Here is a 19,243-nt window from a genome sequence, read left to right on the forward strand (position 1 = left end):
CCGTCCTCGAAGGCTGCGCGGCGGTGGAGGCCGCTGTGCCCCCACCCCTGCCCTCCCCCAGCAGGGGAGGGTGAAAGTCAAGTCATTCCTTCTTGCCGATACCGAGATAGGTGTCGATGATTCGTTGGTCGTGCAGCAGGTCGCGCGCCTTGCCTTCGAGCGCCACGGCGCCCATTTCCAGCACATAGGCACGGTCGGCCACCTGCAGCGCGGCGCGGGCGTTCTGCTCCACCAGCAGCACCGAGACGCCGTGGCTGCGCAGCTGCGACACCACGCGCAGCACCTCGCGCACCACCAGCGGGGCGAGGCCTAGCGAGGGTTCGTCGAGCATCAGCAGGCGCGGGCGTGCCATGAGTGCGCGGCCGATGGCCAGCATCTGACGCTCGCCGCCGGAGAGCGTGGAGGCCATCTGCGCGCGGCGCTCCTGCAGGCGCGGGAAGATGGCGAAGATCTCGTCCATGCGCGCGCGCTGGTCGCGCTTGCCCTTGCGCCACTGGTAGAAGCCGCCGAGCAGAAGGTTGTCCTCCACCGACATCTCGCCGAACAGCTCGCGCCGTTCGGGCACCAGCGCGACGCCGCGCGCCACCATGGTCTCGACGCTGGGACGCGCGACGCGCTCGCCGTCCAGCAGCAGCTGGCCGGTGGAAGGCAGCAGGCCCATGGCCGCGCACAGCAGCGTGGTCTTGCCGGCGCCGTTGGGTCCGATCACGGTGACGATCTCGCCTTCGTTCACCTGCAGGCGCACGCTGTGCACCGCTTCCACGGTGCGGTAGGCGACGCAGAAGCCGTCGAGTTGAAGCAAGGGGTGGCTCATCGTGCGTCTTCCAGCAGTTCGTCGTCGGCGCCGCCCAGGTAGGCCTCGAGCACGCGCGGGTTGGCCTGCACTTCGGCGGGCGTGCCGGTTGCGATGACGGTGCCGAACTCGAGCACCGTGATGCGGTCGGCGAGGTTCATCACGAACTCCATGTCGTGCTCCACCACCAGGATGCCGAGGCCTTCGGCGCGCAGCTGCGCGAGCAGCTCGGACAGCGCACGCTTCTCGAGATGGCGCAGGCCGGCGGCGGGCTCGTCGAGCAGCAGCACCGACGGTTGCCCGGCGAGCGCGCGGGCGATTTCCACCACGCGCTGCTGGCCGAGCGAGAGCGACGCGGCGGGCGTGTCGGCATGCGCGCCGAGGCCGCAGCGTTCGATCTGGCGACGGGCTTCGGCCATGAGCGCGGCTTCCTCGGCGCGATCCAGACGCAGCATCGCCGCGAGCCAGCCGCGCTTCGCGCGCAGATGGGCGCCGAGCGCGACGTTCTCCACCACGCTGCGCTGCCCCAGCAGGCGCACGTGCTGGAAGGTACGACCCAGGCCCAGCGATGCGAAGGCGCGCGAAGGCTTGCCCGACATCGGTTGGCCCACCAGACGCACTTCGCCCGTGGTCGGGTCGTCCACGCCCGAGATCATGTTGAAGAAGGTGCTCTTGCCGGCCCCGTTGGGGCCGATCAGAGCATGCACCTCGCCGGCCTTCAGCGTCATCGAGATGTCGTTGTTGGCCACCAGGCCGCCGAAGCGCTTGCTCACGCCGTCGGCCTGCAGCAGCAGGGTGCCGGCGGCGGGCACCGCGCGCTGCGCGAGCTGGGCCGTGGTCGATGCGGCGGGGCCGGCACCGGCGGCGCGGGGCACTTCGCGCACCCAGCGGCGAGCGAGCCGCGCGATCGTGGGCCACAGGCCGTCGGCAAAGCGCTGCAGCACGAACAACATGAGCAGGCCGAACACCACCACCTCGAAGTTGCCGCTGGTGCCCAGCAGCGCGGGCAGCACGTCCTGCAGCTTCTCCTTGAGCAGGGTGATCAGCGTGGCGCCGAGCACAGCGCCCCAGAGATGGCCTGCGCCGCCGACCACCGCCATGAACAGCATCTCGATGCCGATGTTCAGGTTGAAGGGCGTGGGGTTCACGAAGCGCTGCATGTGCGCGTAGAGCCAGCCCGAGATGGCCGCGAGCAGGGCCGCCAGCACGAACAGCTTGATGCGGTGGCGCGCGGTGTCCACGCCCATCGATTCGGCCATCAGCCGGCCGCCCTTGAGCGCGCGGATGGCGCGGCCTTCGCGCGAGTCGAGCAGGTTGTGCATGGCCCACAGCGCGAGCAGCAGCACGGCCCAGATCACCACGCCCAGCATGCGCGGCGTGGCGAAGGACACACCTGCGACAACCAGCGGCGGAATGCCGGTGATGCCGGTCTGGCCGCCGAGGAACTCCATGTTGCCGAGCAGGAAGTACAGGCTCAGGCCCCAGGCGATGGTGCACAGCGGCAGGTAGTGGCCCGAGAGCTTGAGCGTGACCGCGCCGAGCGCCCAGGCCAGCGCGAAGGTCAGCACCAGCCCCAGCAGCAGGCCGAGCCAGGGCACCAGCGCCGAGCCCGCGATGCCGCCGAGCCAGCCGGCGGCGGTGGGCGAGGTGCAGATCCAGGCGGTGGCGTAGGCGCCCATGCCGACGAAGGCGGCCTGGCCGAAGGAGGTCATGCCGCCCACGCCCGTCAGCAGCACCAGGCCCACCGCCACCAGGGCGTACAGGCCGATGTTGCTGAGCACGGAAACGGTGAACTCGGGCAGCCAGCCCCAGGCCAGCGCTAGCGCGACGATGAAGACGAGCGTGAGCACGCGCGGCGTCACGAGCGGACGGCCCTCGGGCGCCGCGTTCGCGGCGGTGGATGCGGTTGCGGGTGAAGACGACGGGTTCATTCCTCGTCCTCCACGTGATGGCTGTTCAGCGAGCGCCACAGCAGCACAGGAATGATCAGGGTGAAGACCAGCACTTCCTTGTACGCGCTGGCCCAGAAGGAGGAGAAGGCCTCGAGCAGGCCGACCAGCAGCGCGCCGGCGAGCGCCAGCGGATAGCTCGCGAGCCCGCCGACGATGGCGGCCACGAAGCCCTTCAGGCCGATCAGGAAGCCGGTGTCGTAGTAGACCGTGGTGATGGGAGCGATCAGCAGGCCCGAGATGGCGCCGATCACGGCGGCCAGCGCGAAGCTCAGGTCGCCCGAGAGTTCGGTGGGAATGCCCGACAGACGTGCGCCGACGCGGTTGATGGCGGTGGCGCGAAGCGCCTTGCCGATCATCGAGCGGCCGAAGAACCAGAACATCGCGATCACCAGCACCAGCGTGACGCCGACCACCACCAGCGACTGGCCGCTGACCGGAATGCCACCGAGGTCGAGGCGCAGCTCGGAGAACGCGCTGGTGCGCGAGCCCTCGGCGCCGAAGAAGAAGAGGCCCAGGCCGACCAGCACGCCGTGCAGCGCCACGGAAACGATCAGCAGCATCAGCACGCTGGCATCGGCCAGCGGGCGGTAGGCGACGCGGTAGAGCAGCGGGCCCAGCGGCGCGATCAGCACCAGCGTGGTGAGCGACTGCATCGCGAGCGAGGTGGGCTTGAAGCCGAGCACCAGCACGGCGGCGATGGCAGGGAAGGCCACGCACCAGGTCAGCGCCGAGCGCCAGTCGACCATGGCGCCGCGCTTCCAGCGCCAGGCCTCAACCACCAGCACGATCACAGCCAGCGCCAGCAGCAGCCACAGCGTCGAGGGCGCGCGGCCGCCCTGCAGCGCGGCCATCGACAGCGCACCGAAGGCGACGAACTCGCCCTGCGGGATGAAGATCACGCGAGTGACCGAAAACACCAGCACCAGCGCGAGCGCCATCAGTCCGTAGACCGCGCCGTTCACGATGCCGTCCTGCCCGAGCAACAGGGCGATCTGCAAATCCATAAAACAACCTTCGGGCGTCGCCCGTGACTCAGTTCAGGAACACCGAGGAACCGGCTTTGCCGGGCCTCTGGTGTTGCCCCCGGTAGGGGGTGGGAGAAGCGACACGAAGTGCGCGGAGCCTGGGGGCGAGCCTATGGTTGGTATTTCCAGGTGCCGTTTTCGATCTTGACCATCACGCGTGCGCGCTGGTCCAGACCCAGGTGATCGGCGGCGGTCATGTTGAACACGCCGTGCGCGCCCGACACGTCCTTGGTCTGCTCCAGCGCGTCGCGCAGCGCGGCACGGAACTCGGGCGTGCCCGGTTGTGCCTTCTTCAGCGCGGCCGGCACGGCCGAGCTCATCAGCAGGCCGGCGTCCCAGGCGTGCGCGCCGAAGGTCGAGACCGAGCCCTTGCCGTAGGCGGCTTCGTATGCGGCCACATAGGCGAGGGCGGACTTCTTCACCGGGTTGCTGGCGGGCAGCTGGTCGGCCACGAGCACCGGGCCGGCGGGCAGGAAGGTGCCTTCCACGTCCTTGCCGCCCACGCGCAGGAAGTCGGCGTTGGCCACGCCGTGGGTCTGGTACATCTTGCCGGTGTAGCCGCGTTCCTTCAGCGTCTTCTGCGGCAGCGCGGCCGGCGTGCCGGAGCCGGCGACAAGCACCGCGTCGGGCTTGGCGGCCATGATCTTCAGGGCCTGGCCGGTCACCGAGGTGTCGGTGCGGGCATAGCGCTCGTTGGCCACGACCTTGATCTTCTTCAGGTCGGCGGCCTTGGCGAACTCCTGCGACCAGCCTTCGCCGTAGGCGTCGGAGAAGCCGATGAAGGCGACGGTCTTCACGCCGTTGGCGGCCATGTGCTCGGCGATGGCCAGCGACATCATGATGTCGTTCTGCGGCGTCTTGAACACCCACTTCTTCTTGGCGTCCATCGGCTCGATGATGCGGGCCGAGGCGGCCACCGAGATCATCGGCGTCTGCGCTTCGCTGGCCACGTCGATCATGGCGAGCGAGGCCGGCGTGGTGGTCGAGCCCAGGATCACGTCGACCTTGTTCTCGGCGATGAGCTTGCGCGTGTTGTTGACGGCCGCGGTGGTGTCGGAGGCGTCGTCCAGCACGATGTAGTTGATCTTCTGCCCGCCGATCGTCTTGGGCATCAGCGAGATGGTGTTCTTCTCGGGGATGCCCAGCGAGGCTGCCGGGCCCGTGGCCGAGATGGTCACACCGACGTTGACGTCGGCCCAGGCCGCGAGGGCCGAGGCGCAAAGGGCGGCGGTCAGCAGGGGCTTGAAGAATTTCATGGTTGGCTTGTCTCCGGTTGAAATGAAAAGTTGAGGCCTGAAGTATCTCAGCGCTCGTCGAACGACAGCGTGACGCGTTCGGTAAGGGGGTGCGCCTGGCAGGTCAATACGAAACCCGCGGCCACTTCATTCTTGTCGAGCGCGAAGTTTCTTTCCATGCGGACTTCCCCGTCCACGCACTTCGCGCGGCAGGTTCCGCACACGCCCGAGGTGCACGAGAACGGCACCTCGAGACCGGCGGCCGATGCCGCGTCGAGGATGCTCGGCTGCCCTTCGGTGAAGGTGATGTCGCGCTGCAGGCCGTCGCGCACGATGGTGATGCGCGACTGCTTGGCGTCGCCGGGCTGTGCCTCGTGCACCACCGCGCCCACCTGCGTGGCCGAGGGCAGCGCGACGCCGAAGCGCTCGATGTGGATGCGGTCTTCCGGCACGCCCGCCGCCAGCAGCGCGGCCTCGGCCTCGTCGTTCATCTGGAAGGGGCCGCACACGTACACGTGGTCGATGTCCGCTGCCGGCACCACGCTTGAGAGGAACTCGCCGATCTTCTCGCGGTTCATCACGCCGAAGCCCAGGGGCGAATCGGTGTGCTCGTCGGAGAACACGTGCTGCAGCACGAGGCGCGTCATGTAGCGGTTCTTCAGGTCCTCGATCTCTTCCTTGAACATCGTGGACTGCAGCTGGCGGTTGCCGTAGATCAGCGTGAAGCGGCTGTGCGGCTCGCGCGCCAGCACCGTCTTCATGATCGACAGGATGGGCGTGATGCCGCTGCCGCCCGCGATGCCGACGTGGTGGCGCGCCGATGCCGGCTCGATGGGCACGAAGAAGCGGCCCTGCGGCGCCATCACCTGCAGGGTGTCGCCAGGCTTCAGGCTGGCGTTGATCCAGTTGGAGAACACGCCGCCGCGCACCTTGCGCACGCCGACGCGCAGCTCGCCGTCGTCGAGGCCGGCGCAGATCGAATAGGAGCGGCGCAGGTCCTGGCCGTCGATGTCGTGGCGCAGCGTGAGGTACTGGCCTTGCGTGAAGCCGAAGACCTGCTGCAGGTCGGCCGGCACCTCGAAGGAGACGATGACGGCCTCGTGCGTGTCGGGCTCGATGGCCTTCACGCGCAAGGGGTGGAAGAGGGTGCTCATGCCAGGTGCTCCGGATTGCCAAGCGTTTTTCCAGGGTTGCCGTGGAGCCGGCTTTGCCGGGCCACTGGCAACGCCCCCTTGAGGGGGGAGGAGAAGCGACACGAAGTGCGCGAAGCCTGGGGGTGTTTCTTCATATGGGCTTGAAATGTTCGAAGGGCTCGCGGCAGGCCATGCAGCGGTACAGGGCCTTGCAGGCGGTGGAGCCGAATGCGGAAAGCCGCTCGGTGCGCTCGCTTGCGCAGCGCGGGCAGGCGATGCGTTCTCCGGCGATGCGGCCGAAGAGCTTGATCGGCATGGCGGTGTTGGCGGCCTGCTCGGCGTTCAGGTGCGCGGGCGGCGCGATGCCGTAGGCCTTGAGCTTGGCGCGGCCTTCGTCGCTGATCCAGTCGCTGGTCCAGGCGGGCGCGCGGCGCAGGGTAGCGCGTGCGCGGCCGAGACCGGCCTGCTCGACGGCGGCCAGCACGTCGTGCTCGATGGCCTCGGTGGCGGGGCAGCCGGAGTAGGTCGGCGTGAGAACGATCTCCAGTCCGTCGTCGTGCTCGATCACCTCGCGCACGATGCCGAGGTCGCAGACCGACACGGCCGGCACCTCGGGGTCGGGCACCGTGTTCAGCACGGCCCATGCCGCATCGACGCGCGAGGCCAGGGCGTTCATCACCACACGCCTCCGGGATAGGAGCGCTGCAGGTGCTGCATCTCCGCGAGGATGTAGCCCATGTGCTCGCTGTGCACGCCGTGCTTGCCGGTGCTGCGGAAGGCGGCTTCCTTCGGCATGGCGAGGCCGGCCGCGTCCAGCACCTGCTGCATCTCGGCGAGCCAGGGTTCGCGCAGTTCGCTCCATGCGGGGCCGAGGCCGCTGGCGCTGGCCGCGGCATCCACCTCGTCGCTGAAGAAGAGTTCGGGCATGTAGAGCCACAGCTGCTTCAGCGCCTTCTCGGTGCGGCGGCGCGATTCGTCGGTGCCGTCGCCAAGCCGCACCACCCAGTCGCCCGAGTGCTGCTGGTGGTAGCGCGCTTCCTTCAGCGCCTTGCCGGCGATGGCCGCCACTTCGCTGTCGTTGGACGCCGCGAGGCGCTGCCACAGCAGCTTCAGCAGCGTCGACACCATCGTGTTGCGCACGACGGCGAAGGCAAAGTCGCCGCGCGGCAGTTCTGCGATGGTGAGGTTGAAGTAGTCGCGCTCGTCGCGCAGGTAGGCGAGCTGGTCCTCGTCGTGCTCGCGGCCTTCGCCTTCGAGCTTGCCCGCGTGAGTGAGCAGCGCGCGGGCCTGGCCGACGAGGTCGAGTGCGATGTTGGCCATCGCGATGTCTTCCTCCAGCACGGGCGCGTGGCCGCACCATTCGCCCAGGCGCTGCGCGAGCACGAGGCAGGTGTCGCCGATGCGCAGCAGGTATTGCACGGCGGGCGTGCGGTTCAGTTCGATCGATGCTTGCATGACGTCCCGTCCGCTCACATGTGGTCGACGGACTTGGGCAGCGCGTAGAAGGTCGGGTGGCGGTACACCTTGTCTTCGGCCGGGTCGAAGAACATGTCCTTCTCGCCCGGGTCGCTGGCCACGATCTGGTCGGAGCGCACCACCCAGATGCTGCTGCCTTCCTGGCGGCGGGTGTAGACGTCGCGCGCCATCTGGATGGCCATCTTCGGGTCGGCCGCGTGCAGGCTGCCGCAATGCTTGTGGTCGAGGCCGGCCTTGCTGCGCACGAACACCTCCCACAGAGGCCATTCCTGTTTCGTTTCGGTGCTCATGCTGCTTCCTTGATTGGTTGTTGCTTGTTGGCGTGGGCGAGTGCGGCTTCGCGCACCCATGCGCCGTCTTCCCAGGCGTCGACGCGGGCCTGCAGCCGCTCGCGGTTGCAGGGGCCGTCGCCGCCGATCACGCGCCAGAACTCGCTCCAGTCGATGGCGCCGAAGTCGTGCGCCTGGCGCTCCTCGTTCCACTTGAGGTCGGGGTCGGGCAGGGTCACGCCGAGGATGCGGGCCTGCTCCACGGTGGCGTCGACGAACTTCTGGCGCAGCTCGTCGTTGCTGAAGCGCTTGATGCCCCAGCGCATCGACTGCGCGCTGTTGGGCGACTGGTCGTCCGGCGGGCCGAACATCATGATCGAGGGCCACCACCAGCGGTTGACCGCGTCCTGCACCATCGCCTTCTGCGCCTCGGTGCCGTGGGTCATCATGGTCAGCAGCGCTTCGTAGCCCTGGCGCTGGTGGAAGCTCTCCTCGCGGCAGATGCGGATCATGGCGCGCGCATACGGCGCGTACGAGCAGCGGCAGATCGGCACCTGGTTCATGATGGCCGCGCCGTCCACCAGCCAGCCGATGGTGCCCATGTCTGCCCAGGTCAGCGTGGGGTAGTTGAAGATCGAGCTGTACTTGGCCTTGCCGCTGTGCAGCGCGTCGAACATCTGGTCGCGCGAGGTGCCCAGTGTTTCGGCGGCTGCATAAAGGTAGAGGCCGTGGCCGCCTTCGTCCTGCACCTTGGCCAGCAGGATGGCCTTGCGCTTGAGCGTGGGCGCGCGGCTGATCCAGTTGCCCTCGGGCAGCATGCCGACGATTTCCGAGTGCGCGTGCTGGCTGATCTGGCGCACCAGCGTCTTGCGGTAGTGCTCGGGCATCCAGTCCTTCGCCTCGATGAAGTCGCCGGCGTCGATGTGGGCGTCGAAGCGCTCCTCGAGCTGCATCTCCTCGGCGGAGCGGACGACTTTCTGCTTGCCGTCGCCCGCGTCCTTGCCCATGGTGTCCATTGCCTGGGTGTACATGTGCGTGTCCTTTCGGTGGATGTTGGAAGTGGCCTGGTCAGCGCGGGCGCGTGTCGATCACGCGGCGTGCCTTGCCGGTCTGGGTGCGTTCCATCTCGTCGGGCCCGTGGACCACCACGCGCGTCGAGATGCCGATGAGCGTCTTCACGCGGTGCTGCAGCCAGTCGCCGATGGCGGCGCGGTCGGCCGAGGTGGCGTCGGCGGGCTTGAGCTCGCAGTGGATCTCGACCTGGTCGAGCTTGTCGGCGCGGCTCACGTGCACCTGGTAGAGGCCCGAGAGCGCCTGGTGCGCGAGCACGATCTCCTCCACCTGCGTGGGGAAGACGTTGACGCCGCGGATGATCATCATGTCGTCGCTACGCCCGACGATCTTGCCCATGCGGCGGAACGAGCGCGAGGTGGGCGGCAACAGGCGCGTGAGGTCGCGCGTGCGGTAGCGCACGATGGGCATTGCCTCCTTGCTCAGCGAGGTGAAGACGAGTTCGCCTTCCTCGCCGTCGGCCTTCAGCTCGCCGGTCTCGGGGTCGATGATCTCCGGGTAGAAGTGGTCTTCCCAGATGACTGGGCCGTCCTTGCTCTCGACGCATTCGCTGGCCACGCCGGGGCCCATCACTTCGCTGAGGCCGTAGATGTCGACCGCGTCGATGCCGGCCCTGGCCTCGATGTCGCGGCGCATGGCTTCGGTCCACGGCTCGGCGCCGAAGATGCCGACCTTGAGCGAGCTGTCTTTCGCGTCGAGGCCCTGGCGCTCGAACTGCTCGATGATCACCTGCATGTAGCTGGGCGTGACCATGATGATGTTCGGCTTGAAGTCCTGGATGAGCTGCACCTGTTTCTCGGTCTGGCCGCCCGACATCGGGATGACGGTGCAGCCCGCGCGCTCGGCGCCGTAGTGCGCGCCCAGGCCGCCGGTGAAGAGGCCGTAGCCGTACGACACGTGCACCATGTCGCCGGGACGGCCGCCCGCTGCGCGGATGGAGCGGGCGACGAGGTCGGCCCAGGTGTCGATGTCCTGCAGCGTGTAGCCCACCACGGTCGGCTTGCCGGTGGTGCCCGACGAAGCATGGATGCGTGCCACCTTCTCGCGCGGCACGGCGAACATGCCGAAGGGGTAGTTGTCGCGCAGGTCGCTCTTCACCGTGAAGGGGAACTTCGACAGGTCGGCCAGCGACTTCAGGTCGTCGGGGTGCACGCCCTTGGCATCGAAAGCCTTGCGGTAGTGGGGCACGTTCTCGTAGGCGCGCTGCAGCGTGGTGCGCAGGCGGGCGAGCTGCAGTGCCGCGATCTCGTCGCGGCTGGCGGTTTCGATGGGCTCGAGTTCGCCGGGGGCGGGGCGTTTGACTGTCATGGTGTGTTGTCTCCTCAGGCGGCGGCGTTCGGAACGGCCGGGCGGCCCTTGGCTGTATAGGAACGGCCGCGGAAGATCGCGATGCGCTCGCCGCGCTGGTTGGTGATTTCGGTGTCGTACACGCCGGTGCGCCCGGCCTTCGACACCTCGTGGCAGCGCGCGGTGAGCACGTCGCCCTCGCGCGCCGGCGCGATGAAGTCGATGGCGAAGCCCGAGGCCACGGTCAGCTCGTCGTAGGAGTTGCAGGCGAAGGCGAAGGTCGAGTCGGCCAGCGTGGCCATGAAGCCGCCGTGGCAGATGGCGTGGCCGTTGAGCATGTCGGTGCGCACGCGCATCTCGATGGTGGCCTGGCCGGGGCCGACCTCCACGATGCGCATGCCCAGGCCCTTGCTGGCGTTGTCGTTGGCGAACATGCCGTCGCGGACGTACTCGGCCGTCTGCTGGGGCGTGCGGGAAGAAGAAACGGTGTCGGCCATGGCTCAGCGGTCCTTGAAAACGGGGGCGCGCTTGGCGCGGAATGCCTCGACGCCTTCGCGGTAGTCGGCTGCGTTGCCCATGTCGCGCTGGATGCGGGCTTCCTGGGCGAGGGCCGCGCCCAGGTCCATGTCCTGTGCTGCGGCCATGGCCTCGCGCGTGGCGACCAGGGCGCGCGTGGGCATGCCGGCGAGCTTCGATGCGAGGGCGGCTGTGGTTTCGGTGAGCGCTGCGTCGTCCACGCACTGCCAGATCAGGCCGATGCGCGCGGCTTCCTCGGCGGGCAGCTTGTCGCCGAGCATCGCGATGCCCAGCGCGCGCGCTGAACCCACGAGGCGCGGCAGCAGCCAGGTGCCGCCGGTGTCGGGCACGAGGCCGATCTTGGTGAAGGCCTGGATGAAGCTCGCCGAGCGGGCGGCCACCACGAGGTCGCAGCACAGCGCGAGATTCGCGCCGGCACCCGCGGCCACGCCGTTGACGGCGGCGATCACCGGCACGGGCATCGAGCGCAGGCGCGCGACCAGCGGGGCGTACCAAGTGGAGATGACGTGGCCCAGGTCCTTGGGCGCGGCGCCGGGTGTCGGGTCGGGTGCGACCGACGGGTCGGCCAGGTCCTGCCCGGCGCAGAAGGCGCGGCCGGCACCGGTGAGCACTACGCAGCGCACGCTCGCATCGGCCGCCGCGGCTTCCAGCTCCGCCATCAGCGCTTCGTGCAATTGCGTCGTGAAGCTGTTGAGGGCGGCCGGCCTGTTGAGGCTCAGCGTGCGGACGGCGCCGGCGTTGCTGGTGAGTACCAAAGGCTCAGTCATCGAGTGTCTCTTTCATCCTTTGTGGGTACGGGCCGGCGTGCAAACACTATTGACCGACCGTTCGGTTGATTTTATGATCGACCCAGACGACGACACAAGCAGGGTTGATTCAGGGCAAACCCTGATACCCGCGAGAAGTCAGGCAAAGAGTCAGGCAAAGAAGGAGACAGAGCGAATGCCCAGCTATTCCATCGACGGCGTGATCCCGGTCGTCGACCCGAGCGCTTATGTGCATCCCAGCGCGGTGCTGATCGGCGACGTGATCGTCGGCCCGAACTGCTACGTGGGCCCCTGCGCCAGCCTGCGCGGCGACTTCGGCCGCATCGTGCTGGAGGAGGGCTCCAACGTGCAGGACCACTGCTGCATCCACGGCTTTCCCGACAACGACACGGTGGTCGAGGTCAACGGCCACATCGGCCACGGCGCGATCCTGCACAGCTGCATCGTGCGGCGCGACGCGCTGGTGGGCATGAACGCGGTGGTGATGGACGAGGCCGAGATCGGCGAGAAGGCCATCGTCGCGGCCTGCGCCTTCGTGCCGGCCGGCATGAAGGTGCCGGCGCGCTCGCTGGCGGCGGGCATTCCGGCGAAGGTGAAGCGCGAGCTGAGCGAGGACGAGATCGCGTGGAAGCTCGAAGGCACGCAGACCTATCAGGCGCTCACGGTGCGCAGCCTTGCGAGCCTGCGCGAGGTGGAGCCGCTTTCCAGCGTGGAGAAGAACCGCCCGAGCCTGCCGGCCACCGACGTGCGCTCGCTCATCGCCACGAAGCGGGGCTGACGACCGCCTTCGCGCTTCGCGCTTCGTGCAAGATCGCCCGTTTCCTTCAACCGAACAACAACCGAGGAACAGCAACCGATGCCGCGTGGAAGATCCGCCACCTACGAGGACCAGCGTGAATTCATCCTCGCGCAGGCCGCCCAGCTGTTCGCGCGCAGCGGCTATCCCGCCACCTCGATGAACCAGGTGGCCGAGGCCTGCGGCCTCTCGAAGGCCACGCTGTACCACTACTACAAGGACAAGAGCAGCCTGCTCATCAGCATCGCGGAGACGCACGTCTCCAAGCTCGCCGCGCTGGTGGCCGAGGAAGAGGCCTCGCCGCACACCGACGAGGAGCGCCTGCGCCGCTTCATCTACCGCATCGTCGAGGAATACGCCGGCGCACAGGACGCGCACCGCGTGCTGACCGACGACGTGCGCTTTCTCGAAGAGGCCGACCGCGAGCGCGTGCTGGACAAGGAGCGCGAGGTGGTCGCGGGCTTCGCGCGCGCGGTGTCGGCGCTGCGGCCCGGCGCACCGAGCGACGACCTGGCCAAGCCGCTGACCATGCTGCTGTTCGGCATGATCAACTGGATGTTCACCTGGATGAAGCCCGACGGCCGGCTCGACCACGCGGCCATCGCGCCGATCGTGGCCGACCTGTTCCTGGGCGGAATCGGCGCGGTGAGGTCGCCCGAGGCGGCCACCACCCCGCGAGGCGCTAGAGAATCCGGTTGAACCAGAGCAGCGAGAGGCCCGCCGACAGCAGCGTCAGCACGGCAGCGCACAGCGCGAAGAGCGCGGAGATCTCGGTTTCCTTCTTCTCCACCGTGAGCTTGGAGCTCAGCGTCTCGTAGACCTTCTTCAGGTCGTTCGCGGTGCCTGCGTAGAAGTATTCGGCGTTGGTCTTGTTGGCGATGGCCTTGAGCGTCTCCTCGTCGAGTCGCACGCGCATCGACCAGCCTTCGAAGCCGATGGTCTCGCCGTCGACCGTACCCACGCCCACCGTGTAGATGCGCACGCCGCGGTCGGCCGCTGCCTTGGCTGCGTCGAGCGGATCGACGCCGGTGGTGCGCTGGCCGTCGGTCAGCATGATGACCGCCGCCGAGGTGAACGAGCCGGGCGCCACGGGCGTGAACTCCTTCAGCTTCTTCTCGTTCTGGTCGATGGCCGCACCGCGCTGGCGGCTGGGCGAGCTGAACTGCTCGACGTCGATGCCCGCATCGGGGAACAGCGTGGCCAGCGACACCACGATGGCATTGCCCGTGGCGGTGGCGCGCTGCAGCTGGAAGCTGTCGATGGCGGTCACCAGGTCTTCGTGGTTGGTGGTGGGCAGCTGCGCCACCTGCGCGCTGCCCGCGAAGGCGACGATGCCCACCTTCACGGTGCGCGGCAGGTCCTTGATGAAGCTCTTGGCCGCCTCCTGCGCCGCCACGAGCCGGTTGGGCTGCACGTCGGCCGCGCGCATGCTGCCCGACACGTCCATCGCCAGGATGATGGTCTGCTGGTTCGACGGCAGCACCACCACCGCCATCGGCCGTGCCGCGGCCACCAGCATCGCGGCCATGGCAAGCAGGAACAGCAGGGGCGGCAGGTGCCGCCGCACGCTCTGCCCGGCGCCCATGGCCTCGCGCACGATCGACAGGCTGGCGTAGCGTACCGCCAGCTTCTTCTTGCGGCGCAGCAGCCAGAGATAAAGCAGGATCAGCAGCGGCAACGCCGCCAGCAGCCAGAGGAATTGGGGCCAGAGAAAAGTCATGCTGCCACCGCCTTCAGACCAGCCTGGCCGATGCGCGCGCGGCGCTTGCGCAGATCGGCGAAACGGACGATGGCTTCCACCAGGTCGTCATCGGTAGAGAGTTCGAGCGCGTCCACGCCGGCCCGGGCCAGCGTCTCGCGCAATGCGGTCTCGCGCTCGGCCGCCAGACGGGCGAAGCGCTTGCGGAAGCCCGCGTCGTGGGTGTCGACCCACAGCTGCTCGCCGGTTTCGGCGTCGCGCAGCGGCACCAGGCCGAGGTCGGGCAGCTCGAGTTCGAGCGGATCGAAGAGGCGCACGGCGACGACCTCATGGCGCTGCACCAGCTGGCCCAGCGGGCGTTCCCATCCGGGCTCGCTCAGGAAGTCGGAAACCACGAACACGGTGGAGCGCCGGGGCATCAGCGTGGCGGCCGACTTGAGCAGGTCGGCCAGCCGCGTCATGCCTTTCTGCGTGGGCGCGGACTCGGCCTTGCCGGCGCGCTTTTCCATCGCGTGCAGCAGATGCAGCACATGGCGCCGTCCGCTGCGCGGCGGGATCACGGCTTCGAGGTCGCTGCCGTAGACCAGCGCACCCACCCGGTTGCCGTGCCGCGTGAGCAGCCGAGCCAGCACGCCGACGAAGCCCGCCGAGATCTCGCGCTTGGCCTTCAGCCCCGAGCCGAAGTCGACCGAGCGGCTCAGGTCGAGCACGAACCAGGCGGCCATTTCGCGGTCTTCGGTGAACACGCGCACGTGCGGCGTCTGCAGTCGTGCGGTGACGTTCCAGTCGATGTGGCGCACGTCGTCGTTGTGCTGGTACTCGCGCAGGTCGGCCAGGTCGAGCCCGGCACCGCGCATCAGCGTGCGGTAGTCGCCCTGCAGCAGGCCGTCGAGGCGGCGGATCACGGTCCACTCGAGCCGGCGCAGCGCGCGTTCGGCCCCGCCGGCTTCAGCGGCGAGCCGTTCGTCGTTCGCGGCCGAGGGGGCCTTACGCCACCAGCTTTTCATGTTCGAGCGGTTTCGGTGGAGCGGGGACTGCACGCATGATCTTCTCGACCAGGCTATCCGGCGTCAGGCCTTCGGACAAGCCTTCGTAGGAAAGCGTCACGCGATGGCGCAGCACGTCGGGCACCAGTGCCGTCATGTCTTCCGGCAGCGCGTAGCTGCGCCCGCGCAGCAGCGCCAAGGCGCGCGCGCCTTCGGTCAGGCTGATGCTGGCGCGCGGGCTGGCGCCGAAGGTGATGAAGCGGCGCAGGTCTTTCAGCCCGTGCTTCTCGGGCGTGCGTGTGGCCGACACCAGCTTCACCGCGTACTGGATCAGCGAAGGGTCGACGTACACGCGGCGGGCCTCGGCCTGCAGCGCGGCGAGCTGCTCGGTGGTGGCGACCGGCGTGGCGTTGACCGCCGGACCGATCACGCGCTGGACGATGACGAACTCTTCCTCGTCGCTCGGGTAGTCGACCAGCACCTTCATCATGAAGCGGTCGACCTGCGCCTCGGGCAGCGGATAGGTGCCCTCGGTCTCGATGGGGTTCTGCGTGGCCATCACGAGGAAGGGGCGGGGCACCTTGTGCGTCTCGCCGGCGATGGTGACCTGGCGTTCCTGCATCACCTCGAGCAGCGCGCTTTGCACCTTGGCCGGCGCGCGATTGATTTCGTCGGCCAGCAGCAGGTTGGCGAACACCGGGCCCAGCGAGGTGCTGAACTCGCCCGTCTTCTGGTTGTAGATGCGCGTGCCCACCAGGTCGGCCGGCACCAGGTCGGGCGTGAACTGGATGCGCTTGAACTGGCCGCGCACGGTGTCGGCCAGCGTCTTCACGGTGAGCGTCTTCGCCAGGCCCGGCACGCCTTCGACCAGCAGGTGCCCGCCCGCGAGCATGGCGACCATCACGCGCTCCAGGAAGCGGTCCTGGCCCACGACCACGCGCTTCACCTCGTAGAGGATCTGCTCCATCAGTTCGGCGGTGCCGGCGGGCGTGGGGTTGACGGTCTCTGTGCTCATGCGAAGGACTTTCGAAGAAGGATCGATCAGAACGGTGGCGAGCCCGCGGCGGACGCGGCGTTCTCGATGGGCACCGCGAAGCCGATGCCGATGAAGGTGCGCTGCTGCGTCGGGTTGAGGATGGCGGTGACGATGCCGAGCACCTCGCCGTCCATGTTGATCAGCGGCCCGCCCGAGTTGCCGGGGTTGGCGGCCGCGTCGAACTGGATCAGGTTGCCCAGCTCCTGCTTGCCCTCGGGCGAGCGGAACGAGCGCTTCAGGCCCGACACCACGCCGGCCGATACCGAGGGTCCGATGCCGAACGGAAAGCCCACGGCCGCCACCTGGTCGCCGGGGCGCAGGTCGGCGGTGGAGCGCATGGTGGCCGGGATCAGGTCGTCGGGAATCTTCTGCGCCTGCAGCACCGCGAGGTCGTTCTCGGGCTGCACGCCGGTGATGGTGGCGGCGGCTTCCAGGCCGTCGTAGAAGGTGACCTTGATCTTGTCGGCACCTGCGACCACGTGCAGGTTGGTGAGGATCACGCCCTTGTCGACGATCACCACCCCCGTACCCACGCCGCGTTCGACTTCACCCGGCGCCACGCCGTCATTGGGTGCTTCCGGTGGCTTGCCCTTGGCCATGTTGCGGCCGCGCTTCTGGGTCTTGGCTTCGGGCGTGTTCTTCTCCTCGCCGTAGCTCACCACCCGCACGACCGAGGGGCGGATGATGTCGGCCGCCTTGGCCGCCGGAGAGGGCAGGGTGTTGGTCTGCAGCGAGCGCAGCACGGCCGCGTCGATGTCTTTCTGCGTGAGGGCCTTGGCGCCCGGGCGGGGCATCCAGAATGCGGTGCCCGCGACCAGCGCGGCCGAGAGCACGATGAGCAGCGCGAAGCTGCGGCGGCCGGGTTGCCAGCCGGTCTTGCCTGCGGGAGCGGCTCCGGGTGGCTGGTCCGCGCCGGCGGCTTCGGGCGATGCCGGCGCATCCGCCCGTTCGGCCGCCTCGTCTGCGGCCGGCGGCAGCGTGCGGGGCGAGCGGCTGTAGAAGGCGGGCCTGCGCATCGGAGTACCTCCGGCTAAAAAATCGCAAATCGCGTGTACAGGAGTTCACAGTAGCACGCTTTCCGCGCCTGCGCATCCCATCGGGCATCATCGAGCGATGGCTACCTTCATCGATACCCACTGTCATCTGGACGCGCCCGAATTCGGTGCGGAGATGCCCGTCCTGCGCGCCCGCGCCGCCGAACGGGGGGTGGCGATGTGCGTGATCCCGGCGGTGGCCGTCTTCAACTTCTCCACCGTGCGCGAGCTGGCCCACGCGCAGGGCGATGCCTACGCCCTGGGCATCCATCCGCTGTGCACCGGCGAGGCGAAGGACGAGGACCTCAAGGCGCTCGATGCCGAACTGGCCGCGCGGCGCGACGACCCGAGGCTGGTGGCGGTCGGAGAGATCGGCCTCGACTACTTCGTCGAGGGACTGGACGGCGAAAAGCAGGAGCGGTTCTTTCACACTCAGTTGCAACTGGCACGCAGGCACGGGTTACCCGTGCTCATCCACGTGCGGCGTTCGGTCGACAAGGTGCTCAAGCATCTGCGGCAGACGGCGGGCGGGAAACCGTGGCAGGGCATCGCCCACGCCTTCAACGGCAGCGAGCAGCAGGCCGGCGCCTGCATCGAGCTCGGATTGAAGCTGGGCTTCGGCGGCGCGGTGACCTTCGAGCGCGCCCTGCAGCTGCGCCGGCTCGCCTCCACGCTGCCGATGGAATCGATCGTCATGGAGACCGACGCGCCCGACATCCAGCCGCACTGGCTCTACCGCACGCAGGCCCAGCGCGATGCCGGCGAGCCGCAGGGCCGAAACGAGCCGGCGGAGCTGCCGCGCATCGCGGAAGTGGTGGCGCAGCTGCGGGGCATCGCCATCGATGCGCTGGCCGAAGCGACCACTCGCAATGCGGTCGCGGCCCTGCCGAAGCTCCAAAGTCTGCTGTCCGCGTCGGATGGCCGGAAGCCCTCCGCGTAGGCCGATTTCCCGAGTTGCGCCCAAGCGTGCCGCCGGGCCTTTTTTGCTGTCATCCTTGAAGTTCGAAGTGGCGTTGGTTGTGCAGTGGCACATCCGTCACTCCCATACTTCACTCAAAAAAGGAGTCTTTCGATGACCAAATCCTTCGTACGCACCGTTCCCGTCGTGGTCGCCCTGGCGCTCGCATCCGTCGGCCTGTCGGCCGTAGCGCAGACCGCCGCCACCACCGAACCCTCCACCACCGAGAAGGTGAAGGAAGCCGGCAAGGACGCAGTGAACGCCACCGAGCGCGGAGCGGAAAAGGCCTGGGACGCCACCAAGAGCACCACCAAGAAGGCCGTGAACGCCACCGAGCGCGGCACCAAGAAGGCCTGGAACGCGACCAAGCGCACCACCAAGAAGGCGACCACCGCCACCAAGAACGCAGCCGCGAAGACCGGCGACGCCGTCGAGAACGCAGGCCACAAGACGGCCGACGGCATGCGCAGCACCGGCAAGGCCATTGGCGAGAAGATTCCCGGCACGGCCGAGAACGAAGCCGCCAAGAAGTAAGCAGTTCAGCTGACCCGGCGATGCCGGGCCGGCTGTTCCGCCCCTCTCCAGGAAACCCGCCTCGGCGGGTTTTTTCTTGGGCGGCCCGGGCGCGTGCCGGACGGTGGCACGATTGCCGCCCATGAATCCACCCGCCGCATCCGCCACCGCCGCGAGCCCGATGCTCACGGGGCTCGCGCCCGTCGTGTCGCCGGGCACCGTCTTGCTGGTCCTCGGCAGCTTTCCCGGGGTCAGGTCGCTCGAACTGCAGCAGTACTATGCACACCCCCAAAACCAGTTCTGGAAGATCTTGCAAGCCGTCTGGCCCGAAGTCCCCTTGCCGTCGGGCGTAGACAGCTACGCGCAACGCTGCCGCTGGCTGCTCGACCGCGGCCTGGGCGTGTGGGACGTGTACGCGTCCTGCGAGCGCGAGGGCAGCCTCGATTCGGCCATCCGCGCGCCGGTGGCGAACGACATCGCCGGCCTGCACCTGCCGAAGCTCGCGGCCATCGCGCACAACGGCGGCGAGAGCTTCAAGCATGCGCGCCACACGCGCACCCTCGGCGTGCCGGTCTACCAGCTGCCTTCCACCAGCCCCGCCAACGCGTCGTGGAGCTTCGAGCGCAAGCTCGCGGCCTGGCGCGAGGTGCTGGCGGCCCACAAACTAGTCGTCTGA

The 19,243-nt window shown here is 68.4% G+C and carries 21 protein-coding genes; 5 read left to right on the forward strand and 16 right to left on the reverse strand.

The genetic code is table 11. The annotated features are described in order from the left end of the window. Positions 1-82: 82 nt before the first annotated feature. The 12 genes from ABL840_RS08600 to ABL840_RS08655 all read right to left on the reverse strand — a co-directional run bounded on the left by ABL840_RS08600 (position 83) and on the right by ABL840_RS08655 (position 11,545). A complete protein-coding gene (locus ABL840_RS08600; RefSeq protein WP_093196221.1) occupies positions 83-814 on the reverse strand; it encodes an ABC transporter ATP-binding protein in 732 nt (243 codons plus the stop codon). After that, positions 811-2,724: an ABC transporter permease subunit gene (locus ABL840_RS08605; protein WP_093196220.1), complete on the reverse strand. Its 1,914-nt coding sequence runs from the start codon at positions 2,722-2,724 to the stop codon at positions 811-813. Before ABL840_RS08605 ends, ABL840_RS08600 begins: the two co-directional genes overlap by 4 nt. Then, a complete protein-coding gene (locus ABL840_RS08610) occupies positions 2,721-3,749 on the reverse strand; it encodes a branched-chain amino acid ABC transporter permease (protein ID WP_093306046.1) in 1,029 nt (342 codons plus the stop codon). The genes ABL840_RS08605 and ABL840_RS08610 overlap by 4 nt, the downstream gene beginning before the upstream one ends. Positions 3,750-3,880: 131 nt before the next feature. After that, entirely contained in the window at positions 3,881-5,026 is a 1,146-nt protein-coding gene (locus ABL840_RS08615; RefSeq protein WP_093196218.1) for an ABC transporter substrate-binding protein, read from the reverse strand. A 47-nt stretch (positions 5,027-5,073) separates the two neighbouring features. After that, complete coding sequence (paaE, locus tag ABL840_RS08620) at positions 5,074-6,159, reverse strand: 1,2-phenylacetyl-CoA epoxidase subunit PaaE (RefSeq protein WP_093306044.1); 1,086 nt, start codon at positions 6,157-6,159, stop codon at positions 5,074-5,076. 130 nt (positions 6,160-6,289) lie between these two features. Further along, complete coding sequence (paaD, locus tag ABL840_RS08625) at positions 6,290-6,814, reverse strand: 1,2-phenylacetyl-CoA epoxidase subunit PaaD (protein ID WP_093306042.1); 525 nt, start codon at positions 6,812-6,814, stop codon at positions 6,290-6,292. Then, positions 6,814-7,593 carry a 1,2-phenylacetyl-CoA epoxidase subunit PaaC gene (gene paaC, locus ABL840_RS08630; protein WP_093196215.1) on the reverse strand — a complete coding sequence of 260 codons (780 nt, stop codon included), beginning with the start codon at positions 7,591-7,593 and terminating at the stop codon, positions 6,814-6,816. Before paaC ends, paaD begins: the two co-directional genes overlap by 1 nt. A gap of 14 nt (positions 7,594-7,607) precedes the next feature. After that, positions 7,608-7,904, reverse strand: a complete 297-nt coding sequence (paaB, locus tag ABL840_RS08635) for a 1,2-phenylacetyl-CoA epoxidase subunit PaaB (RefSeq protein WP_093196214.1) — start codon at positions 7,902-7,904, stop codon at positions 7,608-7,610. Further along, positions 7,901-8,914, reverse strand: coding sequence for a 1,2-phenylacetyl-CoA epoxidase subunit PaaA (paaA, locus tag ABL840_RS08640; RefSeq protein WP_093306040.1), 1,014 nt, complete (start codon positions 8,912-8,914; stop codon positions 7,901-7,903). The genes paaB and paaA overlap by 4 nt, the downstream gene beginning before the upstream one ends. 37 nt (positions 8,915-8,951) lie before the next feature. Next, positions 8,952-10,262 carry a phenylacetate--CoA ligase PaaK gene (gene paaK, locus ABL840_RS08645; RefSeq protein ID WP_093306038.1) on the reverse strand — a complete coding sequence of 437 codons (1,311 nt, stop codon included), beginning with the start codon at positions 10,260-10,262 and terminating at the stop codon, positions 8,952-8,954. A gap of 14 nt (positions 10,263-10,276) precedes the next feature. Continuing rightward, positions 10,277-10,738 carry a hydroxyphenylacetyl-CoA thioesterase PaaI gene (gene paaI, locus ABL840_RS08650; protein WP_093306036.1) on the reverse strand — a complete coding sequence of 154 codons (462 nt, stop codon included), beginning with the start codon at positions 10,736-10,738 and terminating at the stop codon, positions 10,277-10,279. Positions 10,739-10,741: 3 nt separating this feature from the next. Continuing rightward, entirely contained in the window at positions 10,742-11,545 is an 804-nt protein-coding gene (locus ABL840_RS08655; protein ID WP_093306034.1) for an enoyl-CoA hydratase-related protein, read from the reverse strand. Positions 11,546-11,720: 175 nt separating this feature from the next. On the opposite strand from ABL840_RS08655, the gene ABL840_RS08660 reads away from it, so the two are divergent. Together ABL840_RS08660 and ABL840_RS08665 are read left to right on the forward strand one after the other, a co-directional pair. Further along, the gene (locus ABL840_RS08660) at positions 11,721-12,323 is read left to right on the forward strand and encodes a phenylacetic acid degradation protein PaaY (protein WP_093196209.1); all 603 of its coding nucleotides are present in this window, start codon (positions 11,721-11,723) and stop codon (positions 12,321-12,323) included. Between the two features lie 78 nt (positions 12,324-12,401). Continuing rightward, a complete protein-coding gene (locus ABL840_RS08665; RefSeq protein ID WP_093306032.1) occupies positions 12,402-13,040 on the forward strand; it encodes a TetR/AcrR family transcriptional regulator in 639 nt (212 codons plus the stop codon). On the opposite strand, the gene ABL840_RS08670 is transcribed toward ABL840_RS08665, so the two are convergent. The 4 genes from ABL840_RS08670 to ABL840_RS08685 are packed head-to-tail and all read right to left on the reverse strand — an operon-like array spanning position 13,024 to position 17,078. After that, positions 13,024-14,061: a VWA domain-containing protein gene (locus tag ABL840_RS08670; RefSeq protein WP_093196207.1), complete on the reverse strand. Its 1,038-nt coding sequence runs from the start codon at positions 14,059-14,061 to the stop codon at positions 13,024-13,026. The genes ABL840_RS08665 and ABL840_RS08670 overlap by 17 nt on opposite strands. Beyond that, complete coding sequence (locus tag ABL840_RS08675; RefSeq protein WP_093306030.1) at positions 14,058-15,047, reverse strand: DUF58 domain-containing protein; 990 nt, start codon at positions 15,045-15,047, stop codon at positions 14,058-14,060. The genes ABL840_RS08670 and ABL840_RS08675 overlap by 4 nt, the downstream gene beginning before the upstream one ends. Further along, the gene (locus ABL840_RS08680; protein ID WP_093196205.1) at positions 15,028-16,041 is read right to left on the reverse strand and encodes an AAA family ATPase; all 1,014 of its coding nucleotides are present in this window, start codon (positions 16,039-16,041) and stop codon (positions 15,028-15,030) included. Before ABL840_RS08680 ends, ABL840_RS08675 begins: the two co-directional genes overlap by 20 nt. A 26-nt stretch (positions 16,042-16,067) precedes the next feature. Beyond that, a complete protein-coding gene (locus ABL840_RS08685) occupies positions 16,068-17,078 on the reverse strand; it encodes a S1C family serine protease (protein WP_093306028.1) in 1,011 nt (336 codons plus the stop codon). Positions 17,079-17,175: 97 nt separating this feature from the next. Here ABL840_RS08685 and ABL840_RS08690 point away from each other — a divergent pair, with 97 nt between their 5' ends. From ABL840_RS08690 to ABL840_RS08700, 3 genes are all read left to right on the forward strand, one after another. Beyond that, the gene (locus ABL840_RS08690) at positions 17,176-18,036 is read left to right on the forward strand and encodes a TatD family hydrolase (protein ID WP_093306027.1); all 861 of its coding nucleotides are present in this window, start codon (positions 17,176-17,178) and stop codon (positions 18,034-18,036) included. Between the two features lie 132 nt (positions 18,037-18,168). Next, complete coding sequence (locus tag ABL840_RS08695) at positions 18,169-18,588, forward strand: hypothetical protein (protein ID WP_093196202.1); 420 nt, start codon at positions 18,169-18,171, stop codon at positions 18,586-18,588. A gap of 121 nt (positions 18,589-18,709) precedes the next feature. Further along, complete coding sequence (locus ABL840_RS08700; protein ID WP_093306025.1) at positions 18,710-19,243, forward strand: DNA-deoxyinosine glycosylase; 534 nt, start codon at positions 18,710-18,712, stop codon at positions 19,241-19,243.

Origin of the sequence: Variovorax sp. NFACC27, assembly GCF_048301545.1 — a bacterium.
Taxonomy (GTDB): domain Bacteria; phylum Pseudomonadota; class Gammaproteobacteria; order Burkholderiales; family Burkholderiaceae_C; genus Variovorax; species Variovorax gossypii.